Source organism: Rhizobium sp. MHM7A, assembly GCF_005862215.1.
Taxonomy (GTDB): domain Bacteria; phylum Pseudomonadota; class Alphaproteobacteria; order Rhizobiales; family Rhizobiaceae; genus Rhizobium; species Rhizobium bangladeshense.
In genome coordinates this window covers 342,187-366,853 of sequence record NZ_VCHT01000006.1, presented here as the reverse complement: position 1 = coordinate 366,853, position 24,667 = coordinate 342,187, and the positions used below count along the sequence as shown (strand labels likewise).

Genomic DNA, 24,667 nt, shown 5'->3' with positions numbered 1-24,667 from the left:
GATAGCTTTATCTAGCTGACATTCATCGGATCATCATCATGAATATCAGGCAGATGACCGAGACCGCCGAGCAGTGGCTGACGACATTCATTCTAAACGAATGGACGTTCTTTCAGCTAGCGATCATCGTGGCCGGCTTCGGCTTTGCGTCCTTACTTGCGTCACGCACAGAGCCCGCGATGGAGGCAAAGGCGCGCCTGATCAAGGGTAATCCCGACCTGCTCCGGGTCATCATTGCCTTTATGCGCCGGATGATGTGGCTTTTCCTTGTGGCTTGGCTGTGGCTCGCCAATGTCGTGCTGAGCAAGAGCGCGTGGCCTTCGCAACGCTGGCTTGTGTCCACGGCTCTGACATTGGCAGCTGCATGGTTCGTCATCTCCGTCCTGACCAAGATTATTCGCAACCCAACCCTGTCGCGTGCCGTCGCGATCGGCAGCTGGGGCTACATCGCTCTTTATGCAGTCGGTCTTGATGGCCCGGTTCTCTCTGCTCTTGACGGGCTCGCGATCAATTTAGGTGCGGTGAGGCTCTCACTGCTGCTTGTGCTCCAAGTCCTCGTGCTGGCGATCGCCTTGATCTGGATCGCCGTCCTCATTGGCAATATGCTTTCACACTGGGTTCAGCGGTCGGCCGACCTGTCGCCTTCCATCAAGGTGTTGATCAGTAAATTCATCAAGATCAGCCTGATCATCGTTGCCGGCGCCATCGCTTTGTCGGCGACCGGCGTCGACCTTACTGCGCTGACCATTTTCTCAGGCGCAGTCGGAGTCGGAATAGGCTTCGGCCTTCAAAAGGTAGTATCGAACTTCATATCCGGCATAATCATCTTGGTCGACAAGTCGATCAAGCCGGGCGACACGATCACGCTTGGCGACACGTTCGGGTCGATCCGTGACCTGCGCTCGCGGTTTGTTTCCGTCATCACCCGCGATGGCAAAGAGTACCTCATTCCGAATGAAGACTTCATATCGCAGCAGGTCGTCAACTGGTCGTTCTCCAGTGATTATGTACGAATCGATGTTGACTTCGGGACGTCCTACGACAGCGACCCGCATCAAGTCGTTAAGATCGCCATTGCGACGGCATCGACCGTGCCCCGGGTCGCTAACCAGTATAAGCCACCTGTCTGCTGGCTGACCGGCTTTGGTGCTTCGTCGCTCGACTTTCGGCTTCGCTTCTGGATTTCGGATCCAGCGAACGGCCTTACGAATGTCCGTGGGCAAGTCCTGATGGCACTGTGGGATGCCTTCAAGAAAGCTGGCGTCTCTATCCCGTTTCCGCATCATGAAATCATCATGAAAAACCCCATAGAGATCAAACAACCAGACTGATTTATTGTAGCAATACCTGCCAACGGGGAACCATCGCGTTTCGATGGCTACGTTCATCTGGGGCTGGTCTCTACGATGCTGTCGCCTGCTGCGCCGTGGTCGTCGCGGTCGCAATCGGCATCTTGCCGTCCGACCTGTTTGTGCAATGGCCGTCGGCAGCCTCGCCTGTCCGCCGGAGTAGTACCGAGCCACCATTTGGAGCGTGCAAGAGCAGGCGCTCGGCTAGAGCTTCGCCAGCGTCGTTCCAGAGGTTTCAGCGCGGCATGCGCAAGGACCAGCTGAACGGCGTTCGACAATGCGCGAGGCAATCATCACCCGGCGAGCGGGCATTCCGGGCAGTCTTGGATTTTCTATACGTTCGAGGAGCAGGCGCAGGCCAACGGCGCCGGCTTCCTGCCCTTCCATCTTCACCGTTGTCAGCGGCGGCGATATCTGGGTCGCCGGTGAAAAGTCACCGAAGCCGATGACAGAAACATCGTCGGGAATTCGGTATCCCTGCCCCAGCAACTCGGAAACGACCGTCAGCGCCAAACCGTCATGGGCGCAGAAAAAGGCCGTGGGATGAACCCCCTTTTTCTTTAAGTCCCGGAAGGTCGCGCTGAAGCCGTTCTGCTCGTCGAACTCCAATACCTGCAACGAGACACCCTCGTGGCGCTCGGCGATCTCACGCGCCCCATAATACCGTTCACGCCTGCCGCGGAAGCCGGGCGTGCCACTGACATAGACGATCGAGCGATGCCCGAGGCCGATCAGATATTGAAGCACCGCCTGACCCGCTTCGTGGTCGGTGCCGGTGATCTGATCGGCCTGTTCCAGCGGGTCGACCCATCCGAACCGCACGACGGGGATGCCGGTCGCCGTAGCCGCCGTCAGCGCCTCGCGATCATGCGGGCCAACAAGCAACAAGCCCGCGCATGAGCGCGCCAATTCCTCGAGTTGACCGGCGCTATGCGTCCAGCGAATGCGCAACGCCATCCCCAGTCTGTGCGCCTCACGCTGCACGCCATTCTGGATCTGCATGTAAAGCTCGCTGTTGACGGCATCGAGATCGTGGAACACGACGGCGATATCGTTTGACTGAGACTGGCCGGCTGGACGCGTGTAGCCCAGCCGCTCTGCCGTTGCGCGAATGAGCGCGCGCGTTTCCTCGCTCACGCCGCTCTTGCCCGCGAGCGAACGTGAGACGGCATATTTGGACAGGCCGACCTCCTGCGCGATCGTCTGTAAGGTAATTCGCCCTCTGCTTCCCACTCTCCACCTCGTCCACACCTGAATGTAGCGCTTCCGCTATACGTTTTCTGGTTACGAAAGCAAAACTTTGCGCTAACAAAACATAACGCTTTACCTAACGATATCCAAATGTATTCTGCCCCTCATCCCGCCCGATAATCAAAACCACATCCAAGAGCGGGAGAATTTTGGAGGAGAACCCTATGATCAAGCTGAAACGTCGCGCGTTTCTGGCCGGGACCTCGGCCGCTCTGTTTTTGCCGGCGCTGCCTGCGCTAGCGGTGGACTACAAAGAAGCGAACATTCTGAAGGAGAAGGTTTCGAGTGGCGCTTTGCCGCCGCTGAAGGACCGGCTGCCGGAAAATCCCCTCGTCATCAAGCCGGTCGAAAGCGTCGGGAAATATGGCGGCGACTGGAACATGGCCCTTGTCGGCGGTGGTTCGCTCTCCATGCTGTTCCGTTACCAGGCATACGAGCCACTCCTCCGCTACAAGCCCGATTGGTCCGGCGTAACGCTCAACGTCGCCGAAGCCTTCGACGGCAACGCAGATTCCACCGAATATACCATCCGTCTGCGCAAGGGCATGAAATGGTCGGACGGACACCCTTACACCACTGCTGACGTGAAATTCTGGTACGACACCATCCTGACCGACAAGCGCGTCGCCGCCACCGGCCAGGGCCATTGGAAAAGCGGCGGCCAGCCGGCCAAGCTCGAAGTCGTGGACGAACAGACCTTCAAGGTCATCTTCGAGAAACCTAACGGTATGTTTCCGCTGCAGGTTGCTTGGGCCAACAACGATCAGACGACACGCTGTCCCAAGCACTATCTCGAGAAGTTCCACATCGACTATAATCCGAAAGCCGACGAGCTTGCCAAACAGCAGGGCTTTGAAAGCTGGATCGTCGCTTTCCAGACCGCTTCGGGCTTCCGGGACGACAACGCTTTCTTCCTGAACTCGTCGAAGAAGCCGTGCCTGCATGCCTGGATGTTCACCATTGCGCCCGGCGAGAATACCGAGCGGGCGGTCGCGGAGCGCAATCCCTTCTACTGGAAGGTCGATACCGAGGGTAATCAGCTGCCCTATATGGATCGCATCGTCTACCAGATGGTCGCCGATCCGCAGGTGCTGCTCTTGAAGGCCATGCAGGGCGAGATCGACCTCATGGACCAGTATATCGCCACGCCGAACAATAAGTCGGTTCTCTACGATGCGCGAGAGCAGGGACAATATGATTTCTACACGCTGACTTCGACTGAAGCCAATGTGATGAACTTCATCTTCAACCTGAACCATAACGACGAAACAAAGCGTAAGCTCTTCCGCAACAAGGACTTCCGCGCTGCGCTGTCGATGGCGCTCGATCGCCAGTCGCTGATCGATGCTGTCCTCGTTGGCCAGGGCGCTCCTGCCCAACCGTCGATCAAGCAGAGCGATCCGCTTTACAACGAACAGCTTGCCACCCAGTTCACGAACTATGACGTCGACAAGGCAAATGCCATGCTCGACACGCTCATCCCCAAACGAGACGACCAGAACTTCCGGCTGGACGAGAAAGGCCGCCGGCTGACGGTAATCTTCGAGATCGACCAAGCGCGTGCCGTCTTCCTTGATCTCTTCCAGCTCGTCATCCCGATGTTCCAGGCGGTCGGCATCGACGCGCAGATGCGCACGATGGACCGTTCGCTATGGGAAACCCGTGTCCGCCAGGGCCGCGATTTCGATGCGACGGCACATCAATTCGGTGCCAATGGCGGCGTCGCCGCAATGCTCGACCCGCGCTATTACGTGCCGACGGATTCCAACGCGATGTATGCGCCGGCTTGGCAGCTCTGGTATCTCGACCGCAACAACGCCAATGCGGAAGAGCCGCCGGAGGAGACGAAGAAGCAGCTTGAGCTTTATGACAAGCTGAAATCGACTTCCGATCCGGCCGCCCAGCAGGAGATCATGAAGCAGATCCTGCAGGGTGCTGCCGAGAATTTCTACGTTTTTGGCATTTCCCTGCCCCCGGATGGCTACGGCATCGTCAAGAACAATATGAAGAACATCACCAGGACCATGCCGAACTCGTTCGGCTGGCCGACGCCTGCTCCCACCATGCCGGAGCAGTTCTACAAGGTCTGATGGCCTGTAACAGCCGATGAATTCAAGACGCCGGCTCTGTAGCCGGCGTCACGGTCCCTCGTTGCCAACGGTTGGATGAACACAATGCTCGACGCCAGAAGACAGAACAGCGACACGCTGCGCACCCCGGATTGGTTCAAGACTGCAACACGCTGGACGCAGCTCACCTTCGTGGAGGACGATCCGGAAAAATATGATCCGGCCTTCTGGATCGACGTCTTCAAGCGCACCAAATCGAATGCGGTATGCCTCAGCGCCGGCGGCTATGTCGCCTATTATCCGAGCGCCGTCCCCTATCACTATGTGAGCAAATATCTGGGCGATAAGGACATCTTCGGCGCGCTCGTCGATGCCGCCCGAAAGCTCGACATGCACGTCATGGCCCGTGTCGATCCACATGCGATCCATGACGATGCCGCCAATGCTCATCCGGAATGGGTGATGATCAATGCCGACGGCACGCCCCGCCGCCACTGGGCCTATCCGGATGTTTGGGTCACCAATGCCTATGGCGATTACAACACCGTCTTCATGCCCGAAGTGGTCAAGGAAATCGTCCGCAAATATGACATCGACGCCGTCTTCGCCAATCGCTGGCAGGGCCACGGCGTCGACTATAGTGAAGACAGCGCCCGCCGCTTCAAGGATATGTTCGGTCACGCTCTGCCGAAGAAGCCCGACGCCGAGGATCCAGCCTGGCAGGCCTGGGTGCAATGGCGCCGCCGGGTTCTGACCGACATGATCGCCCAGTGGGACGATGCGGTCAAAGCGATCCGCCCGCATGCGAGCTTCATCCCCAATATGGGCGGCGCCTCGCTGATGGAATTCGACCTTTCCGTCATCGCCAGACATTGCCCCTTCCTCGTCGTCGATCATCAGGGCCGCAAGGGTCTGGAAGTCGGTTGGTCTGCCGGCCGCAACGGCAAGCGCATCCGCGCCACCTTTCCCGACCGTCCCGTCGTGCTCATCACCTCGATCGGCCCCGAGGAGGAATATCGCTGGAAGGATGCCGTCACCTCCGGCGAGGAAATGCAGCTCTGGATCAATGACGGTACGGCCCACGGGCTTTACGCTTGGTTCACGAAGTTCAACGGAGTCGTGCCGGACAAACGCTGGGTGGAGCCGGTTGCCGACGCCTTTTCGCTGCAGGCGGCCGTCGAGCCTATTCTCGAAAGCATGAAGCCGACGGCCGAAATCGCCGTGATCGATCCTTCAACGACACTCCGTCATTGGGCGCCGGAAGAGCGGCACAGCGCCGAAAAACACGACCTCGGCTTCTACCATGCGCTTGTCGAAGCCCGCCTGCCCTTTGAGCTGCTCTCCGACCAGGTTCTGACTGAGGAAAATCTCGATCGTTTCAAGCTGATCGTTCTTGCCAATGCCTCCTGCCTTTCGGATGCCCAAAATGAAGCAATCCGCGCCTATGTAGCGCGAGGCGGCAGCGTCGTTGCGTCCTACGAAACGTCGCTTCGCGATGAATTCGGCAAGAAGCGCAGCGAATTCGGCCTCTCGGATGTGTTCGGCGCCAAACTGGTCTCCGGCCCGCGCGGCATTGTCAAGAACACCTATATAGCTCTCTCAGGCGATCACCCTGTCAATCAAAACTATGAGGGTGCCGAGCGCATCATGGGTGGCACCCGCATCATTCACGCAGAGCCGGCCGGCAATGCCGCGATCCCATTCCTCTATGTGCCGGATTTTCCGGATCTGCCGATGGAAGAAGTCTATCCGCGTAAGGCACCTGATGGAGCCGCCGTCATCGCCCGCGAAACAGGCAAAGGCGGGCGCACGGTCTATATACCGTGGAATATCGGCGAAATCTTCTGGGAGGTCTTTGCCGTCGATCATGGACGGCTGATTGCCAATGCCATCCGCTGGGCACTCGGCAAGACACCGCGCATCGAGGTGAAGGGTCCGGGCGTTGTTGACGTGGCGCTGCGCGAAAATGCCGCCGGGATCGCGCTCAGCCTGTTCAATCTCACCAACCCGATGATGATGAAGGGGCCGATCCGGGAAAATTACCCTCTGGCGGGCCAGACGGTTTCGGTCGAAATTCCTGAGGGCAAGTCGATCGCCAAGGCGTGGCTTGTCGTCACCGACCGCGCCGCAAACTTCAGCGTGAGGGATGGACGGGCACAGGTGGAGGTGCCTGACATCGAACGGCTGGAGGTGCTGCACCTCACCTGGAAATGAGGTGTTGCGACAAGGAGCGCCTTCGGCCCCAACGGCCGCAGGCGGACGGAGATCCGAAGGAAGCGCCCGGCAGGGCGCTCTCAACGGGAGGAGAAGATTCGGATGCTTGCCTATATCTTCAGGCGCGTGCTCTACATGATCCCGACGCTGATCGGCATGTCGCTGATCTCGTTCCTGATCATCCAGTTGCCGCCGGGCGACTACCTGACGTCGATGATCGCGACGATGAGCGACAGCGGCCAGGCCGTTGATCCCGCGCAGATCGAACGGTTGAAAGAGATCTACGGCTTCGATGACCCCTTCTATATCCAGTATCTCAAATGGATGTGGGGTATTGTCAGCCGAGGCGATTTCGGCTGGTCCTTCGAGTGGAACCAGCCCGTATCCGGCCTCATCTGGGCACGCATGGGCTCGACGCTGGTCATTTCGCTATTGAGCCTGCTTTTCGTCTGGATCGTCGCCTTGCCGATCGGCATCTACTCGGCTGTGCGCCGTCACTCTGTTGGCGACCACGTCTTCACCTTCTTCGGCTTTATCGGTCTTGCCGTACCGAATTTCATTCTGGCGCTGACGCTGATGTACATCGCCTATCGCTATCTCGGCCAAAGTGTCGGCGGTCTCAACTCGCCGGAATATGCAGAAGCGCCGTGGAGCCTCGCCAAAGTCGTCGATTTCCTCGCCCATCTCTGGATCCCGATCATCATCATCGGCGCATCCGGCACAGCTGCGCTCATTCGCATCCTGCGGGCCAATCTGACCGACGAGTTGCACAAGCCCTACGTCATTACCGCTCGTGCCAAGGGATTGCCGGAATATAAGGTGATCATGAGATATCCTGTGCGCATCGCGCTCAACCCCTTCGTCTCGGCGATTGGCTGGGTTCTGCCGCACCTTGTCTCCGGAGTGACGATCACCGCGATCGTCCTCAATCTGCCCACAGCCGGGCCGCTGCTCTTCCGCGCTCTGGTATCACAGGACATGTATCTCGCCGGCAGCTTCATCCTGCTGCTCTCGGCTCTCACTCTCGTCGGGATGCTCCTGTCGGACCTCTTGCTTGCGCTGCTCGATCCGCGCATTCGGTTCAACTGAGGAGGTGGCGATGACGCATGAAACCATCGGAACCCATGCCGGACCCCTCTATGTCGCCGCCGACGGCCCTTCAATCAGCCCGCTGAAACAGGGCAAGACGGTCTCAACGGCTGCTATCGGTCCCTGGCGGTTGATAGCCGGCAAACTCGTCCGCCAGAAAGTGGCGATGGTGGCCGGTTTCATCATCCTGCTCCTCTATCTCATCGGCCTCTTCGCAGAGTTCCTGGCGCCCTCGCTGCCCGCAACATCCAAGCCGCAATACACCTACGCGCCGCCGCAGGGTCTGAGCTTCTTCGTCACCAAGCCGGACGGCAGCTCGGAACTCAATTTCCACGTGAAGGGCTACAAGGTGGAGATCGAAAAGGTGGCTTTGCGGCGCACCTTCGTCGTCGACGACACCAAGGTCGTGCCGGTCGGTTTCTTCGTGAAGGGGCCTGCCTACAAGCTCTGGGGACTGATCCCGATGAACCGCCACTTCATCGGCCCGGTCAACCCGAACGATCCGATGTATCTGCTCGGCGCCGATCGCCTGGGGCGCGACGTCTTCTCGCGGCTGGTCTACGGGACCAGGATTTCGATGTCGATCGGCCTCGTCGGCGTCGCCATGTCGCTGGTGCTCGGCGTCGTGCTTGGCTCAATCTCCGGATTCTACGGCGGCTGGGTCGACACGTTGATCCAGCGGGTCATCGAAGTCGTCAGCGCCATGCCGACCATCCCACTCTGGCTCGGCCTTGCGGCGGCGATCCCGCTTACATGGTCGCCCGTCAACGTCTATTTCGTCATCACCATCATCGTCTCGCTGCTCGGCTGGACCAGCCTTGCGCGCGAGGTGCGGGGACGATTCCTGGCACTGCGCAGCGAGGATTTCGTCACGGCCGCCCGCCTGGATGGATCGAGCGAGGCGCGGCTCATCTTCCGCCACATCCTGCCCTCGCTGACAAGCCACATCCTCGCCGTCGTCACCCTCGCCGTGCCGACGATGATCGTCGCCGAGACCTCGCTCTCCTTCCTCGGCATCGGGCTGAAGCCACCCGTCGTCAGCTGGGGCGTGCTGCTGCAGGATGCCCAGAACATCCGCACGGTCGCGACCGCGCCCTGGCTGCTGGTCTGGCCGTCCTTGGCCGTCGTCGTGGCCGTCCTGTCCTTCAACTTCTTCGGCGACGGACTGCGCGATGCAGCCGATCCCTATGACAATTGATGAGGAAGCCATGACCGCACTTCCTGATGAGGTCGTTCTCTCGGTTGAAGATCTCTCGATCGATTTCCGGCTTCGCACGCACATTCTCCATGCTGTCGAAAATGTCAGCTTTCAGCTGAAACGCGGCCAGACGCTCTGCCTCGTCGGCGAAAGCGGCTCGGGCAAAAGTGTTACGGCCCGTTCTTTGCTGCAGATCATAGACAAACCGGGCACCATCGTCGGCGGCCGCATCCTGCTGCGCAACGGCAACGAGATCACTGATGTCGCCTCGCTTGCACCCGGCAGTCGCGCCATGCGGGATATCCGCGGCCGGCGCATCGGCCTCATCTTCCAGGAGCCGATGAGTTCGCTTTCGCCGGTGCACACCATCGGCTCGCAGATCATCGAGGCTATCCGCCTGCACAGCAGTCTGGACAAGAAAGCGGCGCGTGAGCGCATGGTCGAACTGCTCCGCCAGGTCGAAATCCCCAATCCCGACCGGATGGCGGACCGCTACACGTTCGAATTCTCCGGCGGCATGCGCCAGCGCGCGATGATAGCCATGGCGCTCGCCGGCAACCCCGATATCCTGATCGCCGACGAGCCGACGACCGCTCTCGATGTGACGACACAGGCCGAAATCCTCGACCTCATCAAGCGTCTGCAGGTCGAGCGCGGCATGGCGATGCTGCTTATCACCCATGATATGGGCGTCGTTGCCGAAGTGGCCGACGACGTTGCCGTCATGCGCTTCGGTCATATCGTCGAGCGCGGGCCGGTGGATGCAATCTATCACGCCGCCACCCACCCCTATACCCGGCAATTGTTGGCATCGACGGTGAAGCTCACACATCATGTCGAAGGCAAGCTGTCTGCAGTTCCCCTTCCTCGGGAGGCGCCACTGCCGATCCTGTCGGTGCGCCACCTCAGCAAGACCTTCGGCTGGCACGGCAAAGCCACCACGCTGCGCGCCGTCGATGACGCCAATTTCGATCTCTATCCTGGCGAAAACCTCGGCATTGTCGGCGAAAGCGGCTCCGGCAAGACGACGCTCGGCCGCCTGATCCTGCGTACGGTCGAGCCCACGACCGGCACCGTCCTCTATCGCGGCAAGGATGGCAGCGAGATCGACGTCACCAAGCTCGGGAAGAAGGAGTTGCGCAACTTCCATCGCGAAGTCCGTCTCGTCTTCCAGGATCCGTTCGCCTCGCTCAATCCGCGCATGACCGTCAAGGACGTGATCGGCGACCCGCTGATCGTCAACGGCCTTGCCAAGGGCAAAGCGCTGGAGGACCGGGTGGCTGAACTCATGCGTCTAGTCGGCCTGGATCCGATGGGAATGGAGCGCTATCCGCACGCCTTCTCCGGCGGCCAGCGTCAGCGTATCGGCATCGCCCGTGCCCTTGCACTCGACCCGCGCATCATCATTGCCGATGAGGCGACCTCGGCGCTCGATGTCTCCATTCGCAGCCAAATCCTTGACCTGCTGCTCGATATCCGCCAACGGCTGAACCTGAGCTTCATCTTCATTTCCCACGACATATCCGTCGTCCGCTACTTCTGCGACCGCGTCGCCGTCATGCATCGCGGCAAGATCGTTGAGCTCGGCGAGGCGGAGCAAATCTGCACCGCGCCGCAGGAAGCCTATACCAAGAGCCTGATTTCAGCCGTTCCCAATCCCGATCCCCGCGACAAGCGCATGCTGCACCGGCAGCGTTTCATCGCTCCCGCCAATGCTTGAAGGTATTCCAGTGCCGAAATTCTCCGCCAACCTTTCCTTCCTATACCAGGACCTTTCCTTTCTCGACCGCTTCGCCGCTGCCGCCAAAGACGGATTCGCTGCGCTCGAATATCTCGGCCCCTATGCCGAACCGAAACAAAAGGTCGCCGAAGCGCTGCAAGCGAGCGGCTTGAAGCAGGCTCTATTCAACGTGCCTTCCGGCGACTGGGCTGGAGGCGAACGCGGCATCGCCTGCCTGCCCGATCGCATCGAGGAGTTCCGCACCGGCGTGGCGCTGGCCCTCGATTATGCCGAGGCGCTCGCCTGCGAGCAGGTCAATGTTATTTCCGGGCTGGTGTCGCGGGGCACCGATCCGGAAACGCTGGAAGAGGTGCTGGTCGACAATTTGAAATATGCCGCACAGCGTTGCGCCGATGCCGGCATCAAGCTTCTGATCGAGCCGATCAACCTGCGCGACATTCCCGGCTTCTTCCTGTCGACCACCGATCATGCCGAGCGCATCCTCGAAAAGGTCGGCTCCGACAATCTCTACATCCAGTATGATTTCTACCACATGCAGATCATGCAGGGCGACCTGATCCCGACCTTTACCAGGTTGAAGGACAGGATCGCCCATGTGCAAATTGCCGACAATCCAGGCCGCAACGAACCCGGCACGGGCGAGATCAATTACGGCTTCGTCCTCTCCGAACTAGACCGCCTCGGTTACGACGGCTGGGTCGGCTGCGAATACAAGCCGAAGGCCGGTACCAGCGAAGGCCTCGGCTGGATGAACCCCTATCGGAAGTGAGCGTGACATGAATATCGGTTTTATTGGACTGGGCATCATGGGCCGCCCAATGGCGGAACATCTGATCGATGCCGGCCACATGCTGCATCTGAGCCGTGTGAAGGAGGCTTCTCAGCATCTCATCACCAAAGGCGGCAAAGCGGCCCATAGCGCCAAAGCTGTTGCCGAAGCCTCCGACATCATCATCCTGATGCTGCCGGACACACCCGACGTCGACGCCGTGCTCTTCGGAGAAGGCGGGCTGGCGACGGGCCTTTCGGCCGGCAAGCTCGTCATCGATATGAGCTCGATTTCACCTGTCGCCACCAAGAACTTCGCCAAGCGCATTGAAGCGCTCGGCTGCGATTATCTCGATGCGCCGGTGTCCGGTGGCGAAGTTGGCGCCAAGGCTGCCTCGCTGACGATCATGGCGGGAGGTAAGGAAGCGGCTTTTGAACGCGCCATGCCGCTCTTCGAAAAGATGGGCAAGAATATTACCCTGGTCGGCGGCGTCGGCGATGGCCAGACCGCCAAGGTTGCCAACCAGATCATCGTCGGACTGACAATCGAAGCCGTCTCCGAAGCCCTGCTTTTCGCCAAGCGTGCCGGCGCCGATCCGGCCAAGGTGCGCGCAGCCCTCATGGGCGGCTTTGCCGCCTCGCGCATTCTCGAAGTCCATGGCGATCGCATGGTCAAAGAGACCTTCGACCCCGGTTTTCGCATCCGCCTGCACCGCAAGGATTTGACGCTTGCGGTTGACGCGGCGCGCGCGCTCGATCTTTCGCTTCCGAATACAGCGGCCACCCAGCAACTGATGAATGCCGCGATCGCCAATGGTGACGGTGAACGCGACCATTCCGCCCTCATCCGCACGCTCGAACTCCTCGCCGGAGGACCGCGCTAGATCAGGACAGCTTAGACCTCACCGGACGACATCTTCGATTGCCTCATGCCGGAGCCTTTCTCCGGGAGGCGAAGCCATGTCCGGACATCGATAGAGAAGGACAGGAAATGCTCAGAAACGATATCCAATTTCCTTACGGTGCGGTCTATTTCCGCAAGTCCAATCCGCCGCGCGACGATTGGGAACGTGATTACGCAACGGCGGGCGAAGACGGCCTCAATATTTTCCGCCACTGGTTCATGTGGAGCGCGATCGAAGTGGCCCCCGGCGTCTACGACTGGGAGGAATATGATCGCCAGCTCGATCTCGCCGCCAAAAACGGCATCAAGACGGTTATTGCCGAACTCATCCATGCTGTGCCGGACTGGGCGGTGCGCAAATATGCCGATGCGCTGCAGGTGAATGCCGACGGCACCAAGCTCGGCTCTTACATGGGCGTCTCGGCCGCGACCGGCGGCTTTTCCAACAATGGCGGCGGCGCTGGCGCTTTGACGCTGAACTGCCCTGAGGTGAAGGAAGCCGCCGGCAAGTTCCTGACAGCGCTTGCCACCCGCTACAAGGATCATCCGGCCATCTACGGCTACGACGTCTGGAATGAGTGCAACTATTCCGCCGATGTCGATTACAGCAGCTATGCCAAGGCAGCTTTCCGCAAATGGCTGGAGAAGAAATACGGCGATCTCAAAGTGCTCGCCAAGGCCTGGCATCGCTACAGCTATGCTGAATGGGACGATGTCGAGCCGCCGGTCCATATGGCGCCCTATCCGGAATGCATCGACTGGCTGCAGTTCAAGCGCGACAACTTCTATGACCAGATGCAATGGCGTATCGACACGATCCGCGCCGTCGATCAGAAGAATGTCATCGCCGCGCATGGCATCTCGGGTTCGATCCCGAACATGGCGGCCAATGGCTGTGATGACTGGCTCGCGGCTTCCAAGGTGGAAATCTACGGCTTCACCTGGATTCAGGCCCGCAAGGGCACCGAGCCCTGGAAGACCTGGTACGGCGTCGATATCAACCGCGCTGCCGCCCGCGGCAAGCCCTTCTGGCATGCGGAGCGTCAGGGCGGTCCGCTCTGGCTGCAGCCGCAGGTGATCGGCCGCGACAAGGAAGACGGTCGTGTGGCCGAGCCCGAGGACATCCGCATCTGGAGCATGACTTCCTTTGCCGGCGGCGCTCGCGGCGTCCTGAACCTGCGCTGGCGTCCGCTGCTCGACGGGCCGCTTTTCGGCGCTTTCGGCGCCTATGGCATGGACGGCAGCCGCACGCCGCGATCCGACATGCAGAGTCTGATGGCGAAATGGGCCAACGATCCAGCGCAGGCAGGACTTTGGGAGGCCAAGCCGGTGCGTGGCGAGGTGGGCATCCTCGTCGTCCGCGAAACGCAGGAATGGGATTACCTGCTGAATTATGACCGCAGGGAAAAACCCTATCCCGAAGCCATGTGGGGCGCTTATCGCGCCTTCCTCGAACAGGGGCTGCAGCCGGATTGGGTCCATATCGACGATATCGACTCTTACGACTTCCTCTATTTCCCCTTTCCGATCATGTTCACCGCCGAACAGGCGGCACGCCTGAAAACCTGGGTGGAAAAAGGCGGAACGCTCATTGCCGAAGCCTGCCCGGGCTACTTCGGCGACCGCGGTCATGTCGGTCAGGTGCAGCCCAACCTGGGGCTCGATGAGGTCTTCGGCGTGCGCGAGGAAGACGTCGAATTCATGCCCGACATCGCCAACCGCATCCACTTCAAGTTCGGCGATTTAGCCGTCGATGGCGGCGGTCTGTTGCAATCCTACCGCCTCACCGGCGGCACCGGTCGCGGCTATTTCGACGATGGACGCCTGGCCGTCGTTGAAAGTCGCTATGGCAGGGGCCGCACCCTGCTGATCGGAACCAATCCGTCGGTCGCTCTCTATCGCACAGAGGGCAGATCCAATGCCGCCTTCTTTGCCGGACTTGTGGAATGGAGCGGCCGGACGCGGCATGTGACCTTGTCGAACAAAGCGATCTTCGCTCGCATCCATAAGAGCGAGAGGGCGAGCTTTCTCTGGCTGGTCAATCCGACACGCAAAGCGCAGACAACAACCGTCAGCCTTGCCGAAGGAAAGCTCTCCGGCGGCAAGGCCGCCTGGCCGGCGGAATACGCCTATGATCCAGTCAGCGTCGAGGTGCCGGCTCGGGACGTATTGATCCTGCCGCTCGCCTAGTCAGCGGGCGGGTGCGCGCGCTAGGGCGGCGATAATGCGCCTGGCTCCTTCTGGGTCGCAAAGAGCGGCGAAGACAGTAGTGCTCGGAGGCAAGATGCGGGGTGTACAGCGGGTGAGGCGTTTCCGCGCGCCGCGACTAAGTTGATGATGACACTGCCGAAGATCTCGCCATCCAATCCTGCTGGACGACTGCGCCCTGCCGCCAAAGTCCTGACGAAAGCGCCGGAGGCGCCTGACAGCCGGATTGCAAGCAGTTGAGGAGAGCAGACAATGGCGCCCGAGTCCAAGTGAGCTCGAAACCAAAGCGCTCAGCCGGCCACTTGCCCGAGCCTTCGGTTGTAACGAGTAGCGTCTTCACGAACGCCAAGAACTTCCGCCATTTTTCACTGATCTCCAGGCGCCCAGCCATCTGCTTGTTCATCAGGCCAGCCGTCACCAGCCCGAACACCTGGCGCTCGCGCGTCGTCAGGCTCTCGTACCGATCCTGGACGCTCGCGAGCACCGCCATCTCTTGCCGTCGCGCGCTATTGCTCGCCAGGGCCTCGTCGATTGCCATGAGCATGGCGGCCTCGTCGAATGGCTTCGTGAGAAAGGTGATCGCGCCAGCCTTCATCCCCCGCACTGTCATCGGCACATCGCCGAAGCCGCTGATGAGTATGATCGGCACGATGGTTGCGTTCTTCCGGAGCTCTTCAGCTACCAGGCGCTGCTGATCCCCGCGACCGACGCAAGCGTAGACACGACGTCTTATCACGAATTCGCAAGCGGATTCTTCCTTGCGCGCGCCTTCATGAAATATGGCTGGGATCTCTACGCCCCGGACGCCAAGACCCGGGACAACCCCTATGTATCGCCGCTCCGCGCGAGCTATGACGAGTTGAAGGGCCTGCCGCCAGCGCTTGTCGTAACGGCCGAGAACGATCCGCTGCGGGACGAGGGCGAAGCATATGCCCATCGCCTCATGCAATCCGGCGTAGAAGTCTCGGCGGTCCGCTTCGGCGGCACGATCCACGATTTTGTGGCACTCAACGCGCTGCGAAACGTGCCGACCACCATCGATGCGCTGAAGCAGATTTCGGACGGCATCCGCAACCATATCGGTCGATAACTGCTGGAGGGGCTGGCGATGGGGTCGGCCCCTCCACCCGCGGGTGGGCTTCAGCCGGTTATTTCCCGGACGAACTCCAGAAATGCCTGCACCTTCGCCGGCACAATGTGAGAGGCATGATGATACGCGTAGAGCGGAAATGTCTCGTCCGACCAGTCCGGCAGGAGCGGCACTAGACGTCCCTGTGCGATGATGTCCTTCGCATAGAGTTCGAGGAGTTGCGCGACGCCGGCTCCGCCGAGGCATGCACCGAGCAGAGACCCGGTGTCATTGACAATCAACGACCCGGTGACCGGGACGGGGACAACCCGCTCGCCCCGCCGGAATTCCCATTCGTAGGGGCGGCCTGTCGCATCATTACGGATCAAAAGGCAGCGGTGTCCGGATCGGAGGTCTCTGGGCTTCTTCGGCTCGCCGTAGCGGGCAATGTACGACGGCGAAGCACATGTCATGACACGCGTTCGCAGCAGCAGCCTGGCTTTCAACGACGAGGTTTCAGGTTCGCCGAACCGCACGGCAATGTCGAAGCCATCGCCAACGAGGTCGCCCATGCGATCGCGAACGCTGACATCGACTGTCAGCTCGGGAAACCCTTGGAGAAACTCGCCTATTCTTGGCGCCAGCAGGTGATGACCGAATGTCCCGTCCACATTGATACGGAGGCGGCCGCGGACCAAGGTGCGACTTCCGCCCGCTCGTACAGCCGCGTCTTCGATCCCGGCCAAAAGAGGAGCAACCGCTTCGTAGAAACTGCGCCCCTCGTCCGTCAGCGAGATTGCCCGCGCCGTGCGATTGAAGATCCGGATGCCGACGCGTTCCTCCAGCCGCGCGACGGCGCGGCTAATTGCCGGCTGTGTCAGCCCCATTGACTCGCCAGCCCGTGCAAAGCTGCCGGCCTCGACCACGGCGGACACCACACCGATACCGCTGAGCAAACGACTGTCGAATATCATTGAGCCATACTTTTCGTCATTCTTGTACTGACACCTATGTATTATTTTAATGGAAGGCAATCTCTTAGATATCTCCTGAAGCCACCGAGACCGATCGGCGGCATGAAAACAGGAGAATAACATGAGCAAGAATGACAAGGTTGCGCTGATCACGGGTTCGTCACGCGGGATCGGCGCAGAGATCGCGTCGCGTTTGGCGGCAGATGGCTTCAAGGTGGTCGTGAACTACGCCGGAAACGCAGGTCCGGCGCATGGGGTGGCCGACAGGATCAAGGCAGCCGGCGGCGAGGTGATCGTCGTGCAGGCCGATGTCGCCGACCCCGCGGCAGTTGTCGGCATGTTCGATGCCGTCGAACAGGCGTACGGCGGTCTTGACGTGGTGGTCAATTCCGCTGGCGTGCTGAAGCTCGCCAAGATCACCGAGTACGATGACGCGACGTTCGACCAGAGCATGGCGATCAACGTCAAGGGCACGTTCAACGTTTGCCGTGAGGCGGCAAAGCGCCTGCGCAAGGGCGGCCGTATCATCAATCTTTCGACCAGCGTCATCGGTATGCGGATGCCGACCTACGGCGTCTATGTGGCTACCAAGGCGGCTGTTGAAGCCTTGACCCAGGTTCTCGCTCAGGAAATGCGCGGCCGTGAAATTACGGTGAACGCCGTCGCCCCCGGCCCCGTCGCGACCGAACTGTTTCTGGAGGGCAAAACCCCGGAACTCATCGATCGCATCGCGAAGCTTAACCCGCTGGAGCGCCTCGGCCAGACCAACGACATTGCTCCCTTGGTCTCCTTCATCGCTGGCCCAGAGGGCGGCTGGATCAACGGTCAGGTCGTGCGTGCTAACGGAGGCATGTGCTGAACAAACCGTTCAGCCTGTCTCGTGCTAATCGTCAGGAGATTACAATGAAGGAAGTCATTCTCGTTACTGGCGCCTCAAGCGGCTTCGGCCTGCTCTCCGCCCAGTCCCTCGCGAGAGCGGGCCACACGGTCTATGCCTCGATGCGTGAAACGAGGGGCCGCAATGCGCCTCAAGTCGCCGCCGTAAATAGTTGGGCCAAAGAGCATGGTGTCGAACTTCGCACTGTTGAACTGGACGTCAGCGATGATGCTTCAGTGATGTCCGGAGTAGAGACGGTGGTGGCCCAAACCGGTCGCATCGACGTCATCGTCCACAATGCCGGCCATATGGTGTTCGGCCCGGCAGAGGCGTTCACACCCGAACAATATGCACAACTCTATGACATCAACGTGCTGTCCACACAACGCGTTAACCGGGCAGCGCTTCCGCACCTTCGCGAACAGGGACGTGGGCTGCTGGTTTGGGTGTCATCTTCTTCGGCCCGGGGCGGCACACCACCTTTCCTTGCGCCATATTTCGCGGCCAAGGCCGCGATGGACAGCCTTGCCGTTTCTTATGCGGCCGAGGTCGCTCGCTGGGGGATCGAGACTTCGATCGTAGTGCCCGGCGCCTTCACCAAGGGCACCAACCACTTCGCACATGCCGGCTCGCCAGCCGACACGGTCGTGGCGGCAGCCTATGAGAGCGGCCCCTATGCCGGCGTTGCCGATCAGGCGCTGAAGGGCCTCGCCGCGCTCGAGCCGGCTGACGCAGACGCCGGTGCGGTCGCGGTAGCAATCGCTGACCTGGTTAATCTTCCCTTTGGGCGTCGGCCGTACCGCGTCTTCATAGACCCGTCGCAAGACGGCGCCGAGGAGGTTTTCCGCGTCGGTGACCGCGTCCGTCGCGAAATGTTCCAGAACATCGGCCTGAAGGACCTTTTGGCCCCGCGCCAGAGTTGAGACGGCATCGATTGCCCGGCTCATCATTCCGGGAAGACCTCCGTTATGCAAAGTGCCCGACTCCATGGTCGCCACCCAGTTGCGTGGCAGGTTCGGGCCGCCGACCATGAGACACCCGTAAGGACCGCGCCCCGTCAAACAGCCGCGCGCGGTCCTCCATGGCCGCCTCGCCTGGCCGGTGACGGGTCCGGTTTGCGGGCGTCGACCGCCGCACCGACCTATCCCTGTGTACAATGTCGCCCGGCTGCGGTCGCGGCTATTGTGCCAAGGGTTGGCCTTGGCCTGCCCCGATGTAGATCTAAAAAGCCTCGAGGAGCTGCTGATATGAAGGATAACCGTCCGGAAGGCATCGAGCAGTACGATCATCCAGCAGGCGGATGGGACGCGTTAAAAGCCGTCGCCCGGACACTTGCCGATCAGCGGGTCGTCGCGCAGGGAACGATGACGCTGCTCAAGGCGAACCAGCCGGAGGGTTTCGATTGTCCCGGCTGCGCCTGGCCGGATCCTAAGCACACTTCATCCTTCGAGTTCTGCGAGAACGGCGCGAAAGCCATTACCTGGGAGTCGACCGCCAAACGATCGGGACCGGAGTTCTTCGCCAAGCATAGCCTCTCCGAGCTTTGGGGCTGGACGGACCATAAGCTGGAGGATGCCGGCCGCCTGACCCTCCCCCTGCGCTACAACAGCAGCAGCGATCGCTATGAGCCGATCGCATGGGACGAGGCTTTCAGGTTGGTTGCGCAGGAGCTGAATAAACTCGATCGGCCGGATCAGGCGGAATTCTACACCTCCGGCCGTGCCTCCAACGAAGCCGCCTTCCTCTACCAGCTTTTCGTGCGCGCCTATGGCACCAATAACTTCCCTGACTGCTCGAATATGTGCCACGAAGCGACCAGCGTCGGTCTGCCGAAATCGATCGGAGTCGGCAAGGGCACCGTCACGCTGGAAGACTTTGATTACGCGGATGCGATCTTCAGCTTCGGCCACAATCCCGGTACGAACCATCCCCGCATGATGACTACGCTCCACAATGCTGCCCGGCGAGGCGTTCCGATTGTAGTATTCAATCCTTTGAAGGAACGGGCATTGGAACGATTTGCGGCACCGCAGGACCCGGTGGAGATGGCGACGTTGTCCTCTACGCCAATCGCATCCGCCTATTACCAGGTCCGCGCCGGCGGCGACCTGGCAGCGCTCAAGGGCATTATGAAGGCCGTGCTCGAATTGGATGCGGTGGACAGGGACGCCGGTGGACCGGGATTTCTCGACCGCGTCTTCATCGAAGAACATACCGCCGGGTTCGAGATGCTGCGATCCGATGTCGAGAACACGCCGTGGGAGAGGATCGTTGCAATCAGCGGCCTTGCCAGGGAAGCTATCGAAAGCGCTGCCCGGCTTTATGTAAATGCCAGGAATGTCATCGTCTGCTACGGCATGGGGATAACGCAGCACACCAAGGGCACCAGCAATGTACAGCAGATCGCCAATCTGTTGATGCTGCGCGGCAATATAGGCAAGCGGGGCGCTGGAATCGCGCCGATCCGCGGCCATTCCAACGTGCAAGGCGACAGGACGGTGGGAATTACGGAGATTCCGAACAAGGCGCTGCTTGACGGGATGGAGCGTGCGTTCGGGTTCCGCCCACCCGGTAAGAAGGGCCATAATGCCGTAGAGGCGATTGAGGCTATCGCCGCGGGCAGATCCAAGGCGCTCGTGTGTCTCGGCGGCAATCTCGCAGTGGCCATGTCCGATCCCGACGTGACCTACGAGGCCATGCGCAAGCTCGATCTCGTCGTCCACATTGCGACAAAGCTCAACCGGTCACATCTCCTCACCGCGAAGACATCGATAATCCTGCCTTGCCTCGGCCGCACCGATCTGGACATGCAGGCAACGGGCCCGCAGGCAGTGACGGTGGAGGATTCCATGTCCATGGTTCACGCTTCGCGGGGTTTCCTGAGGCCGCCGGGAGACATGCTGAAATCGGAACCGGCGATCATAGCCGGCATTGCTAAGGCAACGCTTGGCGGCCGCTATGGGATAGATTGGGACTGGCTTGTCGGCGACTACGACCGCATTCGCGACAAGATAGAGGAGGTCTTTCCTTATTTTGGCGATTTCAATAGACGCGTGCGCGTGCGCGGCGGTTTTCGCCTCGACGTTGCGGCTTCGTTTCGGCGCTGGAATACTGAAAACGGCAAAGCCAACTTCCTCGTCGCGGCCGGTCTCGATGAGGACCCCCTCCTCGACAACCCCGACGCGCTCGTTCTCACCACCATCCGCAGCCATGATCAGTATAATACAACGATCTACGGTCTCGACGATCGCTATCGCGGCGTGTTCGGCCGACGCGACGTCATCTTTATGAACAGGGATGATCTGGCCAGGCGCGGCCTCAAGGACGGCGATCGTATCGATGTATGCGGACTTGCGGGGCAAGGCGAAAGACAAAGCGTCGTGCGAGGCTTTACCGCGGTTGCCTACGACATACCGAGTGGTTCTGCAGCTGGGTATTACCCGGAGATGAACGCTGTCGTGGCGCTCGGCCACTACGACCATCTTTCGGGCACGCCGTCCTATAAGGGTGTGCCGGTCACAATATCGGCCGCCGGCAGGCAGGGGTAGAGACCGCCTCTGTCGCTGGATTCCGGCGCGGCTCCTGCTGAGTCAGACACGGTCTCATAGAGCCACCGAGCGGTGCCTCTTTTGCATCAGCTACCCCGCGCCTCCGACCCATGCCCCTGGCGCGCGCCCAAAACGCTTCACCTGACCGCTGCCGCGCCTACACCTAGGTATGATTCACCTGGGACGGCCACGGGTTTAACGTTTCACATACAGGCTACGGGCAACCGATCAGATGCGGGGATATCGGTATGTACAAAGGTTCGATCAAGCACTTTGCATGGCCGGGTTGCCGCATGTCTCTTGCAATGCTCACCGCCGTTATAGCGCTCCCGGCCCGGTGCGCCACCGGCAGCATCGATGCCGGAGCAATGCCCGATCTCGGCTGGGCTCTGCTCACCAAGCTGCTGAGCTTTTCCGCTCTCTTGGCGCTCGCGTACTGCAGCGGGAATGTTTCCAGCTCAGCACCCGCACTTGTGCGTCTGAGTGTTCGCAACCTTGAAAGGACGTGAGGCAACAATGGACGGCCAACCCAATCCGGTTTTAATGCCCGTTCCCTCGCGTCCTGAGGACGACGAAGGCGCACGAGCCAAGCGCTCCACCGCTTCCGAAGCTTCGCCCGTGACCGCGGGAGCCTTCAGGCGTCTTGCCATTCCGCTTGTTGCCGTCGCAGCCGTGAGCGCAGCCGTTGCTTGGGCCATGATGGACTGGAACAGTTGGACCGCAGGCGCCGACCGTCAGATGACCGACGATGCCGTTATCAGTGCCGATGTCTCGACCTTGAGCGCCCAAATAAGCGGAATGATCAAAAGCACCCCGGTTGCAGACTATCAAAGAGTGACGAAGGGGCAGGTGCTGGCCGAGATCGATCCACGCGAATACGACGCCGCCGTCGAAGCGGCTAGCGCCAATCTCGCCTCCGCTCAGGCCTCCCTGTCAAATCTCGCCAATCAGATCGAATTGCAGATGGCGGTCGTGCGCGCAGCAGAAGCGCAAAATGCCTCAGCTCTCGCGCAGCAGACGCAGACGGAACAAGAGTTCCAGCGGCAGAAGCAGCTCGGGGAGGCGACGTCCCAGCATGAACTTCAGCAAGCTCAGGCGGCCTATCTGCAGGCCGAAGCTGCCGTGAATTCCACTGCCGCGGCGATCGAGCAGCAGAAGGCGCAGCTGAAGGTACTACAGGGGCAGGAGCCGCTTTTGCAGGCCGAGGTCAGGGCGGCCCAGGCAAACCTTGATACCGCGCAGGTCCGTCAGAGTTACACGCGTATCCTTGCTCCTTTCGATGGTGTTCTTGGCCGCAAGCTTGTCCACGAGGGCGATGTCGTCGGTGCGGGCGCCGGCATCGTTGCCGAAATTCCCCTGCCGAATGTCTATGTGACGGCAAATTTCAAAGAGACGCAGCTTGCCCGCATGAAGCCGGGTCAAAGGGCCGATATCACCGTCGACACATTCCCCAGACAGGTGCTGCACGGCAAGGTCGCCGATCTTTCCCCGGCCAGCGGGGCGGTCTTCGCGCTCCTGCCGCCCGACAATGCGACTGGGAACTATACTAAAGTCGTCCAGCGCATCCCCGTCAGAATAGACTTCGACGCCGACCAGCCGCTGATCGGCCAGATGCGGCCGGGAATGTCTGTCATCGTCACCATCGATACTCCGGCGGGGGGCGATCGGTGAGCCAGCTTTTGCTCGTCTTCGGGCCGCTTACCAGCGGCAGGACCACAAGCCGCCCCTATCTCATCGTCGCAGCGCTGCTCCTGGCATCCTTCGTCGTCGGTTTCGACACGCGAGTCTTCGCGGTCGGCCTGCCGGATATACGTGGCGCGTATTCGCTCGGCGCCGACGAAGCGTCCTGGCTCAGCACAATCGCCAATGCGCCGCAAATCCTGATCGCCTCGGCAGTCGCCTGGCTTGTCACCGTGTTCGGCATCCGCCGCGTAATGATCCCTTCCGCCCTCGCCTATGCGGCCATTTCCTTTACGATCCCCGAGGTCACCGGCGGCACGTCGCTCTTTATCCTCCACGCCTGCAGGGGCCTTCTGCTCGGGGTGTTCATTCCCGCGACGCTGATGGCAATCTTCCGAAATCTCCCGACGAAGTATTGGCTGATCGGCATCGCCCTTTACGCGCTGCGAGTTCCGCTGTCGCAAAGCCTTGGTTTCGTGCTGGTCGGCATTTACGGCGACTACCTTGGCTGGCAATGGCTCTATTGGCAGGATGTAATCGTTGCTCCGATCATCGCACTTCTATTGATCGTAGCTGCACCCAAGGAAGACACCAACATTGGCCTGCTCGAAAAGGCCGATTGGGGCGGAATGCTGTTGCTGGGATCATCCATGACGCTGCTTTATATAGGGCTAGACCAGGGCAACCGGCTCGACTGGTTCCAGTCCGGCGTTGTAACCTCACTTCTGGCGGGCGGTGCCGTTCTTGCAGCCTGCTTCTTCATCAACGAAAGCCTTGTCGAGCGACCCTGGGCGCATGCAAGCGTCATCCTTTCGCGCAACATCGGTATCGGTTACGCCGTCATCATCTGTTTCAGCCTTTGCAGCGCCGGCGGTTCAATAGCCGTTCCTGGCTTCTTGCAGAATGTCGGCGGTCTGAGGCCGGTCGCGATCTCGTATCTTTACTTCATCGCCGCTGTCATACCGGTATTTCTATTCACTGGCGTAGCCGTCGTGTTCCAGCGGCGGGTTGATGCCAGGCTTTGCATCATCATCGGTCTTTCCATGATGGGGGTCGGGGCGCTCTTCGGATCGCAACTGACCAATGTGTGGTCACCGTCTAATTTCTTGCCTACTGTGCTATTTTACACCGCCGGCCAGTCGTTCGCCTTTTTCTCGACCGTCGTTTACCTCATCGCCAATTCCGACCCCGTGCGCTCGACAGCGGTATCGGCCTACATCCAGGTCATCAGACTTGGCAGCGTTGAGCTGGCAACGAGCCTTATGACAACCCGGCTGCGACAAAGGGAGCAGTTCCATTCGAACGTTCTGGGACATCGGATCACTGCCGCCTCGCCTGAACTGCACGCATGGACCGCAAAAGTGGCGACACTTCTCGATAATTCCGCCCGGAGCGGCCTGGAGGTGCTGTCGGTAGTGGCGACGCAAATCCGTGCTCAGGCTTACGTGTTGGCCTATGCCGATATCCTCATGTTGTCCTTCTGGTCGGCCGTCGCTGGGCTGGCACTGGTGTCCCTGATGGGAGCGATGCCTTTTGGGCCGCTGCACCCAGATTTCACGCATGAACAATCGTCACGGCGCCCGCGGTGATAGCCGCGCTTTCGAGCTGTAGCTCTTATCATGGGAACTGATTCTGCGAGACAAAAGCGCTAGAAACACGGTACCGTCGAGCTGCCGCGAACAGGCCAAAGCTAAGTACAGGTTCGGATTCGCATTGAAAACGGTACCG

18 protein-coding genes are annotated in these 24,667 nt (G+C 60.3%); 15 read left to right on the top strand and 3 right to left on the bottom strand.

Features of this window, described 5'->3' with window-relative positions; all coding sequences use genetic code 11:
• The first annotated feature begins 38 nt into the window (after positions 1-38).
• Positions 39-1,331 (top strand): mechanosensitive ion channel domain-containing protein, encoded by a 1,293-nt coding sequence (locus tag FFR93_RS21910; RefSeq protein WP_138394743.1) that lies wholly within the window; start codon positions 39-41, stop codon positions 1,329-1,331.
• A 222-nt stretch (positions 1,332-1,553) separates the two neighbouring features.
• Here FFR93_RS21910 and FFR93_RS21905 read toward each other — a convergent pair whose 3' ends face one another.
• Positions 1,554-2,582, bottom strand: coding sequence for a LacI family DNA-binding transcriptional regulator (locus tag FFR93_RS21905; protein ID WP_138394742.1), 1,029 nt, complete (start codon positions 2,580-2,582; stop codon positions 1,554-1,556).
• A gap of 182 nt (positions 2,583-2,764) precedes the next feature.
• On the opposite strand from FFR93_RS21905, the gene FFR93_RS21900 reads away from it, so the two are divergent.
• The 8 genes from FFR93_RS21900 (at position 2,765) to FFR93_RS21865 (ending at position 14,773) form a co-directional block, all read left to right on the top strand.
• Positions 2,765-4,690 (top strand): ABC transporter substrate-binding protein, encoded by a 1,926-nt coding sequence (locus tag FFR93_RS21900; RefSeq protein ID WP_138394741.1) that lies wholly within the window; start codon positions 2,765-2,767, stop codon positions 4,688-4,690.
• An 84-nt stretch (positions 4,691-4,774) separates the two neighbouring features.
• Positions 4,775-6,883 (top strand): alpha-amylase family protein, encoded by a 2,109-nt coding sequence (locus FFR93_RS21895; protein ID WP_138394740.1) that lies wholly within the window; start codon positions 4,775-4,777, stop codon positions 6,881-6,883.
• Positions 6,884-6,985: 102 nt separating this feature from the next.
• Complete coding sequence (locus FFR93_RS21890; protein WP_064708263.1) at positions 6,986-7,972, top strand: ABC transporter permease; 987 nt, start codon at positions 6,986-6,988, stop codon at positions 7,970-7,972.
• 10 nt (positions 7,973-7,982) lie between these two features.
• Positions 7,983-9,170, top strand: a complete 1,188-nt coding sequence (locus tag FFR93_RS21885; RefSeq protein WP_064712406.1) for an ABC transporter permease — start codon at positions 7,983-7,985, stop codon at positions 9,168-9,170.
• 10 nt (positions 9,171-9,180) lie between these two features.
• A complete protein-coding gene (locus FFR93_RS21880; RefSeq protein ID WP_138394739.1) occupies positions 9,181-10,890 on the top strand; it encodes an ABC transporter ATP-binding protein in 1,710 nt (569 codons plus the stop codon).
• A 10-nt stretch (positions 10,891-10,900) separates the two neighbouring features.
• The gene (gene otnI / locus FFR93_RS21875; protein ID WP_138394738.1) at positions 10,901-11,680 is read left to right on the top strand and encodes a 2-oxo-tetronate isomerase; all 780 of its coding nucleotides are present in this window, start codon (positions 10,901-10,903) and stop codon (positions 11,678-11,680) included.
• 7 nt (positions 11,681-11,687) lie between these two features.
• Positions 11,688-12,563 carry a 2-hydroxy-3-oxopropionate reductase gene (locus FFR93_RS21870; RefSeq protein ID WP_138394737.1) on the top strand — a complete coding sequence of 292 codons (876 nt, stop codon included), beginning with the start codon at positions 11,688-11,690 and terminating at the stop codon, positions 12,561-12,563.
• Positions 12,564-12,670: 107 nt separating this feature from the next.
• Positions 12,671-14,773 (top strand): alpha-amylase family protein, encoded by a 2,103-nt coding sequence (locus FFR93_RS21865; protein WP_138394736.1) that lies wholly within the window; start codon positions 12,671-12,673, stop codon positions 14,771-14,773.
• A 136-nt stretch (positions 14,774-14,909) separates the two neighbouring features.
• Here the strand turns inward: FFR93_RS21865 and FFR93_RS41575 are convergent, their stop codons facing one another.
• Positions 14,910-15,440, bottom strand: a complete 531-nt coding sequence (locus FFR93_RS41575; RefSeq protein ID WP_246661356.1) for a LuxR C-terminal-related transcriptional regulator — start codon at positions 15,438-15,440, stop codon at positions 14,910-14,912.
• Here FFR93_RS41575 and FFR93_RS21855 point away from each other — a divergent pair.
• Entirely contained in the window at positions 15,408-15,881 is a 474-nt protein-coding gene (locus FFR93_RS21855; protein ID WP_246661357.1) for an alpha/beta hydrolase fold domain-containing protein, read from the top strand. The genes FFR93_RS41575 and FFR93_RS21855 overlap by 33 nt on opposite strands.
• A gap of 50 nt (positions 15,882-15,931) precedes the next feature.
• On the opposite strand, the gene FFR93_RS21850 is transcribed toward FFR93_RS21855, so the two are convergent.
• Positions 15,932-16,834, bottom strand: a complete 903-nt coding sequence (locus tag FFR93_RS21850) for a LysR family transcriptional regulator (protein ID WP_138394733.1) — start codon at positions 16,832-16,834, stop codon at positions 15,932-15,934.
• 121 nt (positions 16,835-16,955) lie between these two features.
• Here FFR93_RS21850 and FFR93_RS21845 point away from each other — a divergent pair, with 121 nt between their 5' ends.
• From FFR93_RS21845 to FFR93_RS21825, 5 genes are all read left to right on the top strand, one after another.
• Complete coding sequence (locus FFR93_RS21845; protein WP_064708275.1) at positions 16,956-17,693, top strand: SDR family oxidoreductase; 738 nt, start codon at positions 16,956-16,958, stop codon at positions 17,691-17,693.
• Between the two features lie 44 nt (positions 17,694-17,737).
• Complete coding sequence (locus FFR93_RS21840; RefSeq protein WP_138394732.1) at positions 17,738-18,634, top strand: SDR family oxidoreductase; 897 nt, start codon at positions 17,738-17,740, stop codon at positions 18,632-18,634.
• 324 nt (positions 18,635-18,958) lie between these two features.
• Entirely contained in the window at positions 18,959-21,259 is a 2,301-nt protein-coding gene (locus tag FFR93_RS21835) for an FdhF/YdeP family oxidoreductase (RefSeq protein ID WP_138394731.1), read from the top strand.
• A gap of 516 nt (positions 21,260-21,775) precedes the next feature.
• Positions 21,776-22,930 carry an HlyD family secretion protein gene (locus FFR93_RS21830; RefSeq protein ID WP_281407912.1) on the top strand — a complete coding sequence of 385 codons (1,155 nt, stop codon included), beginning with the start codon at positions 21,776-21,778 and terminating at the stop codon, positions 22,928-22,930.
• Positions 22,927-24,528: an MFS transporter gene (locus FFR93_RS21825; RefSeq protein WP_138394730.1), complete on the top strand. Its 1,602-nt coding sequence runs from the start codon at positions 22,927-22,929 to the stop codon at positions 24,526-24,528. The genes FFR93_RS21830 and FFR93_RS21825 overlap by 4 nt, the downstream gene beginning before the upstream one ends.
• Positions 24,529-24,667: the final 139 nt, after the last annotated feature.